Genomic DNA, 12,655 nt, shown 5'->3' with positions numbered 1-12,655 from the left:
CAAATCAAACCAATCCAGCGAATCGATCGACTGGTAAATCCAGCCCTTGCTACTGAATCGACTAAATCGACGGCCTATCCAACACCAGATCCCGCGTATCCCCTAGGGCAGCATCGTGGCGGCGGCAGCTCGCATCTTGGAAAGGGCAGTCCGTTCAATTTGGCGAATCCGTTCCCGGGTGAGGTTCAAATCTGCCCCGATCGCCGCCAATCGGGCATCCCCTTGAATTAAGCCAAACCGCCGCATCACCACCAGTCGCTCCCGTTGATCCAACAGGCCCAGCAGGGTCACCAAAGCGGCGCGATCGTCCACCGCATCCAACACATGATCCAGATTCACACTGGCATCGGGAATCAGGTCGATCGCATGGTCAGAATCGCAATGATTCGTCAGCGGCGCATCCAAACTCTTGGGCGGCCGACCATAGGCTAACAACGTCTGCAATTCCGTAACCGTCAGCTCCATCGCCGCCGCCACCTGTGCCGTGGTGGGCGGGTGGCCCAACTGCCCCGACAGTTGAGCCGTCACCTTCCGCACCTTGCGCAGGCGATCGTTCACCTGAATCGGTAGCCGAATCGTCCGGCTTTGGTTGGCCAAGGCCCGCGCCACCGCCTGCCGAATCCACCAAGTGGCATAGGTGCTGAACTTGTAGCCCAAGCGCTCATCAAATTTTTCAGCGGCGCGATCCAGCCCCAAGCTGCCCTCCTGAATCAGATCCAGCAAATCCAGGCCCCGACCGGTGTAGTGCTTGGCAATAGACACCACCAGCCGCAAATTCGCCGCCACCAGCCGTGCCTTGGCCTGCCGCCCTCGCCGGGCGATCGCCTTGGCCCGCGCAGACTGGGGCTGATCTCGATCGCGCAGGGATTGCCAAGCCCGAATGGCCGCACCCAGTTCTCGCTCCTGTTCCGTGGTGAGGAGGGGAATTCGCCCAATTTCCTGCAAATAGACGCGCACCGTGTCAAAGTCAAGGGTTTTACGCATGATCGTGAGTGCTTCTTGCTTGCGACTTGCCGAAAAAGACTGCTAGCAATCCTCAGTCATCCCCAAAGGCAGCTCCAGAGATTGCCCCACAGACATCCCCACAGGCAGCCCCGCGAGAACGGTCACTGAGGGACGAGTTTGTAACGACAGCTTGGTGAATAGCGTTCGCTCTGGAGGCGACCTTGATTGGTGACTTCAATTGGCGACTTCGATTAATGTACAATATTCGTACGGATATCACAAGGCTAAAATCTGCGCAAAAAATCCTCAACGAAGCCGATCGCCCTTGGGAAGAGGGTAATCATGACTTTGAGCGTGAGTTTGAGCATGTTCAAGGATGGATGTCCCCTCAGCGAGAAGGTAGTGAGCATTGATCGCCCTACTCGCTGGTTGAGCTAGCTAATCACCAAATAAAAAGCGGGAGCCATCATTCACTGGCTCCCGCTCCGTCATCTCTACCAATATTTTTTTTTGCAACAAGTTTTGCAACAAAAAGCTGAGGGGATAGACCATCCCCACTGGCAAGCTTCTACAGGTTGCCGCCCCGGAAGGCCAGAATAAACACAATCACCGGGCCGGCAATCACTAGAAGTGCCAACGTGGTCAGTTGCCCCACCACCAACCAGTTAATGCCGCCGATCGCATCCGTCAGTGCTTCCATAGTCTTCCCAGTCCCTTTAGGTCTTGAAATCGGTTTTGAGTCGTTTTTGAGTCATTGATGATCTGAGACGCTCTGGATCATGAATGACTCGTTGATGCTCTGATCAGGGTCTGATCATGGGCCGAGTGGCTGGGCCAAGCTGGTTTCTAAGCCAGATGTTGCCACCCATCATTGCGAAAAATCGATTCAATTATCCTACGGTTGGCGACTCGGGAGATTTAAGAAAGTTTACAAAAATCCATCTCGACTCCCATGAAGCGGCTGGGGTTGTCTGTGGGTCGGCCGTGGGCTGGCGAAGTTGACCCGATCGCCCAATCCCCATCGAGCCTGAACGCATCCGTTTGATAGAATATCTCCGTTCGGGCGCTCGCTCGGTGGCATGGCCTGAGCGCGCTGTGTTGGAAAATACGGAAAAATCCTATGACGATCGCCTTTCAACTCGTTCTTTTTGCGCTGGTTGCGTTGTCGTTGGTCTTGGTTGTGGGTGTGCCAGTGGCCTATGCACTGCCCCAAAGCTGGGATCGTTCCAAGCCCCTGCTGTACCTGGGTTCCGGTGTTTGGTTCCTGTTGGTGATTGCGGTAGCCGTTTTGAACTTCTTTGTGGCTTAGGGTTCGATCGCAGCCGCTACCACAAGTCAAACCAATACCAATAGCCATTCAAACAGTAGCCCTGAGCCGCTGTGCAAGGTTAAAAGCAAGGTTGATGGGGGCGATCGCTTGCCCCTAATTTATTTTGGCCAAATTTCTTGGCGAATTGAGTTTCTTGGCCAATTGAGTCCAGTTTTGAGTGCAACATGGCTGTTTTTGAAGGAAGTTTCGATCGCGCTGGATCACAACGATTTGCCATCGTTATTGGCCGCTTTAACGACCTGATCACCAGCAAATTACTGGCCGGTTGCCAAGATTGCCTCAAGCGCCATGGGGTGGATATTGACCCCCAAGGCCGCCAGGTGGACTATGTTTGGGTTCCCGGTAGCTTTGAAATCCCCACCGTTGCCCGCCAATTGGCCCTCAGTCAGCGTTACGATGCCGTGATTTGCCTGGGCGCAGTGATTCGCGGCCAAACGCCGCATTTTGATTACGTTTGCGCAGAAGTTTCTAAGGGAATTGCTGCTGCCAGCTTCCAAACCGGTGTGCCGGTTGTGTTTGGCATTGTCACCACGGACACGATGCAACAGGCTTTGGAGCGGGCAGGCATTAAGAGCAACTTGGGTTGGAACTATGCCATGAGCGCCCTGGAGATGGCGAGTTTGATGGCACAGGTGCGGACAGTGGCTCCGGCGGTTGACGCACCCCCGATCGCCCTAGGATCTTTGCCTCCCACCCTCTCGGAAGCCTAAAACCCCCAAACCCAAATTGTCGCGTGATCAATTGTGGGTTGATCGCGCAATTAATTCATGATTAACCAGCATGAACGGGTATTAACGGGTAACAATTTGCTCGATCGCCTGCTTCAGTTCTTCGGCACTGAGATCCGTGATCACAAAGACTTCTTGAATTGTTTTGCCCTTGCGTGCAATTAACTTGTAGCCGCCTCGGATCGGTACGGAAACTTTGAGCTGTAATTGGGGGCTGTTGCTGCGACCATGGGAGAGCACGGCCGGCGTGATGGTGCTGATGCCCGTCACTTGGGTTAGCTTTTCCAAAATCGGAATTAGCCCATCCAAATGAGTGGAATGGTTCCAAACCAGCCGCCCTGAAGTGGGGGCGGCTTTGGCTTTTTTGGCGTTTTTTGGGGACTGGTCTGGCTCGGGCGATCGGGAATTGGCTTGGGGGGCAGGAATGGCGGCGGTGGGTTGTTTTTTGGATTTTGCCATGACGTTGGGCGCTGAATTTAGGCGCTTTCTAGGGGAGCCATGGTTAGTCCTTCGCGGCTCAGTTGTTGATGATAGAGTTCTGCTTGTTCTTGGGGGCCAACCCAAACAATGGCTTGTCCTTCGTTATGAATTTGATAGGTTAATTTCCAAGCCCGATCGGTTGTCATATTTGGAATATATTTCGACAAGCAATTGGCGACGTGATTGAAAGTGTTCACGTCGTCATTCAAGACAATTACTTTATAGTTTGGATAGGTTTTGCGTACGGTTTGATCGGTTCGTTCAGGAGTCTTGACCGGGGCTGTGGTGGCAGCCCGATGCAATGGTTGAGGGGCGAGCACAGCAGTCATAGGGGCGATCGAGCGGTAGTTTTGCGGGGACAGAAAGCAGCGATCGGTTGAGCCAAATACGCAATGATCAGACTGATGCAAATTGTAACAAAATGATTTGGATTCGCGGCTCGATCGCACCACTAGCGATCGCCCGCCCGATTCAATGCCAAATTCAACAATTGCTCGGCAATGCGGCGAGCAGCTCCGGGCGGGCCCAACCGTTGCCGGCCATTGTCGATTTTGACCTGCCATTGGGTTGAATCTCGAAGTAAGTTCTCGATCGCCCCCGGCAGTTCCGTTGGCTCCTGAATCCAAGTGACAGAGGGGCCCAACAGGCGGGTTTGGGCTTCCGCAAAAGCGGGGGTGAATTGGGGCCCGTTGCCCGACAGCGTAATGGCCGGCTTGCCCAAGCCCACCACCTGTTCCGTGGCAGTGCCAGCCGTGGCGATCGCAAAGTGAGCCGCCTTGGCCCAATCCCAAAACCGATCGCTAGCCAGCTCCAACTGGGCCAACCCGCAATGCCATTGTTCCCCGGTGCTCGATCGCCAGCCGGCCTGCTGAAGGGCCTGCCGAAGCGGTGCACGATCTATTCCAGGGGCGATCGCCGCCTGCAACATCACCACCCGTTGGGCCAAATCGGGCCAGGCTTGCAACGCCGTCAACATGCGTCGCCAATTGTCCAGTACCTCTGGAAAACGTGACCCCGGCAACAGCAACACGCGCAAGGGTGACCCCGGCTCCGGCCGAGCGCAATCGGGCAAATCCCCCGTGAAGCCGTCCATCATTGGATTGCCACAGTCAAAGGTGCGATCGGGCAGCCAGCGCCGCAAAATCTGAGCCGTCAGTGTGTCGCGCGGGAACAAACCCCGACAGCGCGATCGCCCCATCAACCACCGTTCCCAGGGCAGATAAACCGAACCCGACCAGCCCTCCCAACGCCGGGCCCCCAAAAACTGTCCTTGACTATCCCGCAGGTAATATTCCGATTTGGCCGTGCCCACAAAGCCATAGGGCGCACCGCTGGTCCAAGCAAACAACAGGGGCACAATGTCACCCACCGCCAACACCAACAGCGGTTCTTTGCTGGTTGCCCGGTGGGTTTGCACCCACTGCCGCACCGATCGCCACTGTTGCCAAGTCAGGCCCACCAGCCCCCCGCGCATGTCCCGCAGCAGTTGGCCCGCATCCATATAAACAAAACCGCCCGACGGCAGGGTTTTCACTTCGCCAATAATCGGGATTCCGGCGCGTCGGTAGGCGTTTCCTTCTCCCACCAGTGGCAAAGCGAATCGATCGGGCTGGGTGGGCAACTGTGCAAAGGCTTGCAGAATTTGCACCGCGATCGCGTCTTCACCATGGCCATTGCTGATGCACAGAAGCTTCATGGCACGAACCGATCGTTCAGCCGTTTTGGCACAACAACATCCATCAGGATCATTCAGCTCAAAAGACTAGTTAGCTCAAAAAACTAAGCTCAGAATCAAAGCGGGCGGCGGGAATCGAACCCGCAACGACAGTTTGGAAGACTGTAGTTTTACCACTAAACTACGCCCGCGAAGGCTGGTGGTTGGGTTTTTGGCAACCCGGGCAATCATTCTATCAGAGCCAAGGCCGATCGCACCGTCTCCGGTCAATTTAATTTCGGTCTGGCTTTGGCTGCTCGATCGGGGGCTGGGCGGTGGTGAATGTTTGGCGGCGGAGAGGCTGGCGCTACGTGATGATGGGGTGCGATCGCGATCGAGAGGTGGTGATTTGACAAACCAGCACCACCGCCACCCAACTGAGCTATCGACAGTAATGAACGACCATCCCAAAGCGATGCGGGCGAGCACGGAGGTGCGATTGATCTATCAAGGGCGATCAGACATCAACCAAGTGGAAGTGATCGACATGGTGACTGAACACCTCCGCGATCGCGCCACCACGCCTTGCAACCAATCACAGTGATCGCCGTGGCTAGACTGGGAGTGAGCAGCATTTGCGGAGGATGCCTATGTCTGTTTCGCCTGCGATCGCCTGGTCGTCTGATCCGGTGACTGATTCGGAGGCTGGGGCGATCGAACCAATTGTATATTTTAGGTCAGTTGGTCGATCAATGACTGAATAGGAATTCTGAGTTCAGGAATGTCTTGAGTAGCTGTGAGCCAGACTGTTTCAAGATCAACACCAAAATAGTGATGAATCAACTTATCTCTCATGCCTGCCATTTGACTCCAAGGAATTGACGATTGTTGATCCCGTAATTCCGATGAAATCTGCTTAGTTGCTTCGCCAATGATCTCTAGCTGACGAATTACACCATCTTGAATCAGTGAATTTTTAAAAACTTGTCTTTGTCAATTCCTTGCAAATAGAGACTTATTTTCTGAATAGCATCGAGAATATGTTGCAAGTAAATCGAGTCATTGAATTTTTTCATGATTTACAAAGTCTAATTTTTGAGAATCTTGATTTGCGTCGTAAATAATCTTTAATTTGCTCAGAATATCATTTCGCAAATAGGGAGAAATTGCGCCTTCGGTGAGGAGATCAACTGGGCGATCGAGGGCGACGGTGAGTGCTTGTTCGAGGGCAATGCAAGCTAACAGGCTAGTGGGGCGATCGAATGTCACCACTAAGTCGATGTCGCTGTTTTCGGTGGCTTCGCCTCGGGCCATGGAACCAAACAGACCAATTTTGCAAACATGGTGCGCTTGGCAAAGGGTGATCAGGCGATCGACATCAAAGGGCAAGGGCGGCATGGGGCGATCGAGCAGGGTAGTTGCTGTCTAGTGTATCGGGCGGGAAATGGCAGCGGCTAGACTGGGAGTGAGCAGCATTTGCGGAGGATGCCTATGTCTGATCAGGAGCGGTGGCCAGCGAGGTAAGCCAAGCGTCAGCCACTTGCGGATAAGTTACGGGAATTGGGCGTTGATCCAGATGCGTTGGAATGAGTGGCGTTAGAGTTCAGTTTTCTTCAAACGTGGAGTGAGCTAATGACCGGGCAATAGCTGGTGAGGATCGAGCGGCAACCACTATCGCGACTGGAAAATGTTTTGCACCATCACCCGATCGAGGCCCGCCGCCACCCGATCGAGTTCGGCCACTTCGCCCGCATCCAGCAACCAGCCGATCGCCCCTGTGTTTTCCTTGGCCTGAATCAGGGATTTGGCCCCAGGAATTGGCATAGCGCCCTTAGCGATGCACCAGTTCAGCGCCACTTGGGTGATAGTTTTGGCCCTTGCTTGGGCGATCGCTCCCAGGCAATCGAGCAAGGGTTGCAGTCCCGGTAATAGTTGCCGAAACAGCACCCCGCGAATTCCCTTGGGGAGGGTCGTTTGGGGGTTGTATTTACCCGTGAGCAAACCCAACCCTAGAGGGCTGTAGGCAATCAGTTTGATGCCCAGTTCATCGCAGGTGTCCTTCAGTCCCAACTCCGTGACCGGGTAGGTGGACAGCAAGGAATATTGCACTTGCAACGTGGCGATCGGGATGCCGCGTTCTTGGAATCGGCGGTGAACCTGTCGTAACCGCTGGGGGCCAAAGTTCGAGAGGCCCACGCCGCGCACCAGTCCTTGTTCATAAAGGTCGCACAGCCCATCCAGCAGGGCCCATTCTTGCCAGGGAGCATAGTTGGCCGTTGACCAGTGTAGTTGGGCCAAGTCCACTCGCCCCAGGCGCTGGGCTGAAGCTGCACAGGCCCTGACCATGGATCCCCGGGTCAGTCGCCAAGGATAGGCCGCGAGTTTGGTGGCCAAACAGAGGCGATCGCCCTGAGGGCCCTGATAGTCCCGGGCAAACTGCCCCAAAAGTTGCTCACTGCGGCCGTTCAGCCGTCCCGTGCCGTAGGAATCGCCCGTGTCAAACAGCGTCACGCCGGCCGCCACGCAGTGGTTAAACACCTGCTGCAACTCGCTGTCCATGGTTTCGTCATAACCCCAGAGCAGCCGGTTGCCCCAAGCCCAAGTGCCGCAACCCATCACGGGCAGGGCGATCGCCGAATTCTGCATGAGTCCGAGTCGGTTGACATCTTCCCCATCCTAAAGGAGTGGGGATTCTGGCCCTAGACCAACAACCGAAGTAGTTCGGCAAGACCATGGGTTGATGCTATCCCGTTTGATCCGACTCAGCACCCCCCACGGTTAAGCTTAATCATCGTCTCCTGGGAGTTGTCCCCTAGGCGATTTCTGGGACTCCGGTTGGGCATATTAAAGGTAAGGGACGATCGGAATCTTGTCCGTTTGGGAAAGGAACTGGGTTCGATCGGGCGATCCTCGTCAGGAGCCGGTTTTGTGAACCTGCCTGGTTCGTCTCCTGGCGTTGCTGGTTTGACCCGGGCACTGGGTTTGCCGACTCGATCGGCTGGTCTGGAGGATGATCGAGTCATCTGACCGAAAATGCTCAGTATTTTCAGGGATTTCAGCGGGGTCAATTAAGCTTGAGCGCCCTAGCTGAGCCTATCGATGTTTGAGCGATTTCGCCCCTAGTGAATTGATGGTTGAGTAATGAAAACCAAAGTTCTTGAATGTATAAAATGCGTCTTGAAACTCAATTGGGTTTAAGATTTTCGTCAATTTTCTGATCTGCACTATAAATTTCTCGATTTCGGGTTTCAGTTCCCTAAAATACCCTTTGGTTCTGATCGAAAATATTAATGTAATTTAACAGGAAAGTAATTGCTAATTTTTGTGGCAAGGACGGCTATCAAAGTTTGCTAATTTTTGTTTAAAAGGATAATAAGATAATCTCGGCATTTCTGGGATTTAGGGCTTATCGCTAAGACTATGGCTACTAACTTGCTCGTGGACGCAGAAGCGGATCAAGCCATTATGCGACATCCAATCCAGGTTGAATTGGACACGAGCCTTTGGGATGCCGTTGGGCAAATGTATCAAAATTGCCGATCCTGCTCTCTGAATGCACAAGATCATGATCATCATCGCCCTATTATCCATCTCGAATTTTCTCATCAAGAACTAACTGCCAACTCTACCCATTCAAAGAATAGTTGTCCAGCGGATGATATCTTGGCAACGCATGTTTCAGGCTCCTTGCTCAATGGGTCTGCCGCAGTGACAGCGAGCGATCAAATTCAAGCCATTGCTGAACCGAATTTGTCCTTGGGCGATCGCGAGTCTAGTGGCTTGGGGGGCGATCGGTTGGAGGCTAGTCATTCGCCGTTAAATTCTGAGTTGAATTCCGAGTTGACTTCTGAGGCGGCCGTGGCTGATTTGCCGGTTGCGGAGGTTCACTGTGTGGTGGTGGTCGATCGGGGTCAGCTCTGTGGAATTTTGAGCGATCGAACGGTAGTTCGGCTGCTGGCCAAAGGGGTGAATCTTCATCAGGTCAAAGTGGGCGAAGTGATGTCGCCTATTCCTTGCGTTTTAAGGCAATCAGAATTTAAAAATGCGCTGGTTGCTATTAATTTAATGGATCAGTTTGGTCTGGAATATCTGCCTTTAGTGGATGATCAAGGGCAGCTCATTGGGTTATTGAATGATGAAGGATTGCGGCGAATTACCAACCCTGTGGACTGGTTGCGATCGCGCTCTGTTGCGGATGCTTTGGTGACTGAAGTAGCCTGCGAGACCACTAGGGCCAGCGTCGCTCAGATCACTCGTTTGATGGCGGAACAGGATACGGATTGTGTGGTGCTGGTGCAGCTCCAGGAGCCGGATATCTTGGCGGCTGACTATCCACCGATTCCCAAACCAGTGGGGATGATTACTGAGTCGGATTTGGTTCAGTTTCAGACCCTTGGTTTGTCGGCGGAGCGCGTAATTGCTGAGGATGTCATGCAGGCGATCGAAAAGCCAGTTCGGCTTCAGGATTCGTTGTTGCTGACGCAACAATTCATGACCCGCCAGGATATTCAACAGGTGGTGGTGGTGCGTGATGATGGATCGCTGTTGGGTTTGGTGACTCAACGAAGCATTTTGAAACTGCTGAATTCCTCAGAGCTATACCAATGGGGTATTAGCCTAGAGCATAAGATTTCTCAATTGGAAGCAGAAAAATTGGCGCTTTTGGAGCAGCGAACTTCTGAGTTGGAACAACAAATTATTGATCGCACAGCTTCTTTGCAACGACAGGCGGAGCGCGATCGACTAATTGCCAATGTGGCTTCCCAGATTCGATCGTCTTTAAATTTATCGGAAATTCTAAATTCTACAGTTCAAGAACTGCGAAACTTGGTTCAGTCCGATCGAGCCGAAATTTGGCAATTCCAAGCCGATCAAACGATGGTGATTGCGGCGGTGGCTTTGCTAGATCCCAGTTTGGCTGTGCCCACCAACTCTGTGAAAGACTGCTGCTTCATGGAAGGACTCAGCCCCCTGACTAAGCAAGGCCATGTGCGCGTTGTGAATGATATCTATGCTGCACAAATGACCCCTTGTCATCGTCAATTGCTTGAGCGGTTGCAAGTGCGTGCCAAGATTTTGATCCCCCTGTTTCAGCAAGAAAATTTTTGGGGACTGCTGGCCGTTGTGGAAAGTAATCATCCACGCTATTGGCGATCGGAAGATATTCAACTGGTGCAGCATTTAGCCATGCATTTGGAGATTGCTATTCAGCAGGCAACGGCCTATGAACAACTGCAAACGGAACTCCATGAACGACGACAAACCGAAGAAAAATTACGAGCGAGTGAGCGTCGCTATGTCAGCTTAGCCAAAGCGATTCCCGTAGGAATTATTCGAACTAATCTAAAGGGTAAAAGCCTTTATATTAACCAACGATTCTGCGATATTTTGGGACTGGCGGCGAGGGTTATTCATCAAATTGGCTGGGAACGCTCAATCCATCCGGACGATCGCGCCTGGGTGATTGAAGAAATGCGTCATTACCGCAAACAAAAACAGCCCTTTTCGCTGGAATACCGAATTCAGCGTTATCAGGCTGGTGTTTGTTGGGTGTTGGCCCAATCCGTGCCCGAATATTCCGACCATGAAGAAGTGGTGGGCTACATCACCACGATCACGGATATTACCAATCAGAAAAAATCGGAAGCAGCACTGCAACAACTCAACCAAGATTTGGAAGCGAAAGTGCTGGAGCGAACAACAGCGCTCAAAAGCAGTGAGGAGCAGTTTCGGCGGCTATTTGAAAAGGAAAAAGTGCTCAGTTCCGTAATCCGACGAATTCGCCAATCCTTGGAATTGGAATCTGTTTTGTTCAATACGGCGGAAGAGGCTCGACAAATTCTATTTGCTGATCGAGTCGTGATTTACAAAGTCTATGAACAAAGTAGCGGCAAAATTGTGGCTGAATCTCGGATTGACCATTGCCCTAGCCTCTTGGGCATGGAATTTAGTGCAGAGGTTTTCCCGGATAGCTGCCATCAGAAATATATGAATGGTTATGTTTGCACCATTACCGACCGGGATCATGAGCATTTGGCTAACTGCCTGTCTAGTTTCATGCAAACCCTGCAAATTCGAGCTAAGCTTGCCGTGCCAATTATTGAGCAAAAATCTAATCAACTGTGGGGGCTGTTAATTGCCCATCAGTGTAGTTCCCAACGGTATTGGTGTACCGGGGAAGTGGAATTTATGCAACGGCTGGCTGAACAATGCTCGATCGCTATTCAGCAATCGGAACTCTATGCCCAACTGCAAGAAAGCAATTTACAACTAGCCAGGGCCACAAAGCTCAAGGATGAATTTTTAGCCAATATGAGCCATGAGTTGCGCACCCCTTTGAATGCAATTTTGGGCATGGCTGAAGTTATTCAAGATGGAATTTATGGAGAAATTAATAACCGCCAAGGGCAAGCTCTGAAAACAATCGAGCGCAGTGGCACGCATTTGCTGGAACTAATTAACGACATTCTAGATTTGGCCAAAATTGAATCAGGTCAAATTCTTCTGAATCGAGCACCTACGCAAATCAATCAACTCTGTCAAGCAACCATTACCTTTGTTAAGCAACAAGCGCTGAAAAAACAAATTAAGCTGGGGGTGACTATTCAGCCCAACCTCCCGGATATTTTTGTGGATGAGCGCCGAGTGCGTCAAGTGTTAATTAATTTGTTGAGCAATGCCATTAAGTTCACTGCCGATGGAGGGCAAGTGACCTTAACGGTTTCGCAGATTTTTGAACGACCCACTAACACCTTAAAGCACTTTACGAATTCTGATTCTCAGTCTACAGAAATTCAAGATGCGCACGCTCAAAACACCAAGCGCTCCCCATCGTTTATTTCCTTCAAGGTGACGGATACAGGAATTGGAATTTCTGCTGTTGATCTTGAAAAACTCTTTAAACCTTTTATCCAGATTGATAGCTCGCTCAGTCGTCAATATGCTGGAACGGGGCTGGGATTATCGCTAGTCAAGCGCATGGTGGAAATGCATCAAGGGCTGGTGTCTGTGACCAGTGAAGTTGGGGTTGGGAGTTGCTTTGAAGTTTGTTTTCCGGTGATGAAATTGGCAAACGCGCCAGTCACTGTTCCTGTGCCCCAACTGGAGACCTCCCCAACCACAATTGCGATGGATCAACCCCGCCCACCTGTGATCTTGCTGGTGGAGGATAATGAAGCCAATGTTAATACCATTTCCAGTTACTTAAAGGCTAAGAACTACCAAATTCTGCTAGCAAAGGATGGTGTGCAAGCGATCGAGATGGCAAAACTGCATCACCCCGATCTCATCCTCATGGATATTCAAATGCCCAATCTGGATGGCTTAACGGCAATGCAGCAAATTAGACAAACCCCAGAGCTGGCGAGTACAATGATAATTGCTCTCACAGCGTTGGCGATGCCAGGCGATCGAGAACGCTGTCTCAGTGCGGGTGCAAATGACTACTTCACAAAGCCAATCAAGCTCAAGCAATTAGCAGTCAAGATCCAAGAGCTATTAGCTGCTAAATAGCGAGGC

General features: G+C 51.9%; 12 protein-coding genes and 1 tRNA gene. 4 read left to right on the top strand and 9 right to left on the bottom strand.

Annotated elements, in window-relative coordinates; translation table 11 throughout:
• Positions 1-102: 102 nt before the first annotated feature.
• Entirely contained in the window at positions 103-984 is an 882-nt protein-coding gene (locus H6G53_RS08640) for an RNA polymerase sigma factor RpoD/SigA (RefSeq protein ID WP_099532927.1), read from the bottom strand.
• Positions 985-1,513: 529 nt separating this feature from the next.
• Complete coding sequence (gene psb30 / locus H6G53_RS08635) at positions 1,514-1,645, bottom strand: photosystem II reaction center protein Ycf12/Psb30 (RefSeq protein ID WP_099532928.1); 132 nt, start codon at positions 1,643-1,645, stop codon at positions 1,514-1,516.
• 420 nt (positions 1,646-2,065) lie between these two features.
• On the opposite strand from psb30, the gene psbZ reads away from it, so the two are divergent.
• Together psbZ and ribH are read left to right on the top strand one after the other, a co-directional pair.
• Entirely contained in the window at positions 2,066-2,254 is a 189-nt protein-coding gene (gene psbZ, locus H6G53_RS08630) for a photosystem II reaction center protein PsbZ (protein ID WP_099532929.1), read from the top strand.
• Positions 2,255-2,439: 185 nt separating this feature from the next.
• Positions 2,440-2,985, top strand: a complete 546-nt coding sequence (ribH, locus tag H6G53_RS08625; protein WP_099532930.1) for a 6,7-dimethyl-8-ribityllumazine synthase — start codon at positions 2,440-2,442, stop codon at positions 2,983-2,985.
• An 81-nt stretch (positions 2,986-3,066) separates the two neighbouring features.
• On the opposite strand, the gene H6G53_RS08620 is transcribed toward ribH, so the two are convergent.
• The 4 genes from H6G53_RS08620 to H6G53_RS08605 all read right to left on the bottom strand — a co-directional run bounded on the left by H6G53_RS08620 (position 3,067) and on the right by H6G53_RS08605 (position 5,349).
• Positions 3,067-3,336 (bottom strand): DUF2103 domain-containing protein, encoded by a 270-nt coding sequence (locus tag H6G53_RS08620; RefSeq protein ID WP_242027903.1) that lies wholly within the window; start codon positions 3,334-3,336, stop codon positions 3,067-3,069.
• Between the two features lie 143 nt (positions 3,337-3,479).
• Positions 3,480-3,812, bottom strand: a complete 333-nt coding sequence (clpS, locus tag H6G53_RS08615) for an ATP-dependent Clp protease adapter ClpS (protein WP_099532939.1) — start codon at positions 3,810-3,812, stop codon at positions 3,480-3,482.
• Between the two features lie 122 nt (positions 3,813-3,934).
• Positions 3,935-5,179 (bottom strand): lipid-A-disaccharide synthase-related protein, encoded by a 1,245-nt coding sequence (locus H6G53_RS08610; RefSeq protein ID WP_190532018.1) that lies wholly within the window; start codon positions 5,177-5,179, stop codon positions 3,935-3,937.
• Positions 5,180-5,278: 99 nt separating this feature from the next.
• A tRNA-Gly gene (locus tag H6G53_RS08605) sits at positions 5,279-5,349 on the bottom strand.
• Between the two features lie 8 nt (positions 5,350-5,357).
• Between H6G53_RS08605 and H6G53_RS08600 the strand changes: the two genes are divergently transcribed.
• Complete coding sequence (locus tag H6G53_RS08600; RefSeq protein WP_190532016.1) at positions 5,358-5,741, top strand: hypothetical protein; 384 nt, start codon at positions 5,358-5,360, stop codon at positions 5,739-5,741.
• A gap of 128 nt (positions 5,742-5,869) precedes the next feature.
• Here the strand turns inward: H6G53_RS08600 and H6G53_RS08595 are convergent, their stop codons facing one another.
• The 3 genes from H6G53_RS08595 to H6G53_RS08585 all read right to left on the bottom strand — a co-directional run bounded on the left by H6G53_RS08595 (position 5,870) and on the right by H6G53_RS08585 (position 7,783).
• Positions 5,870-6,070: a DUF86 domain-containing protein gene (locus tag H6G53_RS08595; protein WP_370567800.1), complete on the bottom strand. Its 201-nt coding sequence runs from the start codon at positions 6,068-6,070 to the stop codon at positions 5,870-5,872.
• A 126-nt stretch (positions 6,071-6,196) separates the two neighbouring features.
• Positions 6,197-6,535 (bottom strand): nucleotidyltransferase family protein, encoded by a 339-nt coding sequence (locus tag H6G53_RS08590; protein ID WP_190532014.1) that lies wholly within the window; start codon positions 6,533-6,535, stop codon positions 6,197-6,199.
• Positions 6,536-6,808: 273 nt separating this feature from the next.
• Complete coding sequence (locus H6G53_RS08585; RefSeq protein ID WP_190355278.1) at positions 6,809-7,783, bottom strand: aldo/keto reductase; 975 nt, start codon at positions 7,781-7,783, stop codon at positions 6,809-6,811.
• Positions 7,784-8,845: 1,062 nt separating this feature from the next.
• Here H6G53_RS08585 and H6G53_RS08580 point away from each other — a divergent pair.
• On the top strand, positions 8,846-12,649 hold the full coding sequence (locus H6G53_RS08580; protein ID WP_190532012.1) for a GAF domain-containing protein: 3,804 nt from the start codon (positions 8,846-8,848) through the stop codon (positions 12,647-12,649).
• Positions 12,650-12,655 lie beyond the last annotated feature (6 nt).

The sequence above is a fragment of the Limnothrix sp. FACHB-406 genome, from assembly GCF_014698235.1.
Lineage (GTDB): Bacteria > Cyanobacteriota > Cyanobacteriia > CACIAM-69d > CACIAM-69d > CACIAM-69d.
The sequence above is the reverse complement of the archived record's forward strand: the minus strand, read 5'-3'. Positions and strand labels throughout refer to the sequence as shown.